The following is a 1,783-nucleotide window of genomic DNA, read 5'->3' as shown; positions in this document are numbered from 1 at the left end:
CTGAAGTTGACGTGCTTTCACTTTCTGAATTTGAACTGCTGATTGAGTCTGATTCACTTGTTGAGACAGAGTTGCTTGCTGAAATTGACGTACTCTCACTATCACTCGTGCTTTCTGATTCGGATGCACTCGTACTATCTGATTCTGAACTACTTACAGATGCTGATTCTGATGTACTAACACTTGCCGAATTAGAACTACTGATTGAAGCTGACTCACTAATTGACGCCGATTCACTTGCGCTTACTGAATCTCTTTCTGCATTTTCCGAGTTACTGATACTTGTTGATGTGCTCGCACTTTCTGATTCCGATGTGCTCACCGATGTAGAATCGCTTTCTGAAACAGAAACACTTTCACTAGATGAGATTGACTCACTCTCTGATACTGAAGTGCTTTCACTTTCTGAAACTGATGCACTTGCACTATTGCTTGCCGAAATTGATTCACTTGTTGAAACTGATTCTGAGTTACTAATTGAGATTGAGTCACTTTCCGAAACTGACGTACTTTCACTTGTTGAAATTGAGTTACTTGTACTTACTGATTCAGAATTGCTGACAGATACCGAGTCACTTTCACTAATAGATGTTGAAATACTTGATGACTCTGACGTAGATTCTGACTCACTTGTACTAACTGATACTGAAGTACTTTCCGAATTAGACGTGCTCTCTGATTCTGAACCATTTATGCTTGTACTCTCGGAATCACTTTCAGAAGTTGAAATAGACTCACTTGTTGACGTACTTGTACTTTCTGAATCGCTTAATGATGCTGATTCACTTGCGCTTCTTGATGCACTATCACTTGCTGATTCAGAGGTACTTGTTGATGTTGACTCGCTTGCACTTCTTGACGCACTTGCACTTATAGACACAGAAGTACTTGTTGAATTACTTACCGATGTTGATTCACTTGCGCTTTCTGAATTAGACGCTACATTTTGTGAATCACTTATGCTTGTTGAAGTACTCACACTTTCTGAGTCACTGATTGACGCTGATTCACTTGCGCTCTCTGATACTGACGTACTTGTTGATACAGAAGTACTTTCACTTTCCGATACTAATCTACTCGTGCTTTCTGATTCACTTACTGATGTAGATTCGCTTGCACTTCTTGATACGCTCTCACTCTCTGATACGGATGTACTTGTTGATGTCGATGTACTCGTACTTTCAGATGCTGATGTACTGTCCGATTCACTCGCTGATGTTGATTCACTCGCAGACACTGAAGTGCTTGTTGATGTAGACGTACTTGCGCTTTCTGATGCTGATCTGCTTGTACTGTCAGATTCACTCGCTGATGCCGACTCACTTGCACTTCTTGATGCACTTTCGCTTTCGGATACTGAGCCACTTGTCGATACTGAAGTACTCGTACTTTCAGATGCTGATGTGCTTTCTGATTCACTCGCTGATTCTGATTCACTCGCTGACACTGAAGTGCTTGTCGATGCTGACGTACTTGCGCTTTCTGACGCTGATTCACTTGCACTTCTTGACGCATCCTCACTTGCTGAATTGGAAGTACTTGATGACACCGATTGACTCACACTTGTTGAGCTACTTACTGATGTCGATTCACTTGCACTCGCTGAATTAGACGCTACATTTTGTGAATCACTTATGCTTGTTGATGTACTTGCGCTTTCTGACGCTGACGTACTTGCACTTTCTGATTCCGATCTGCTCGTGCTATCCGATGCGCTCACTGATGCCGATTCGCTCGCACTTCTTGATGCTCGCTCACTCTCTGAAACCGAACTACTTGTTGA

The 1,783-nt window shown here is 42.2% G+C and carries 1 pseudogene; it reads left to right on the top strand.

Annotated features, from left to right (window positions below):
- A pseudogene (locus CD122_RS11730) lies at positions 1-1,556 on the top strand (hypothetical protein); the annotation flags it as partial.
- Positions 1,557-1,783 lie beyond the last annotated feature (227 nt).

The sequence above is a fragment of the Staphylococcus rostri genome (assembly GCF_002902145.1).
Lineage (GTDB): Bacteria > Bacillota > Bacilli > Staphylococcales > Staphylococcaceae > Staphylococcus > Staphylococcus rostri.
Note: the sequence above shows the minus strand (reverse complement) of the source record. Positions and strands in the feature narration are given on the sequence as shown.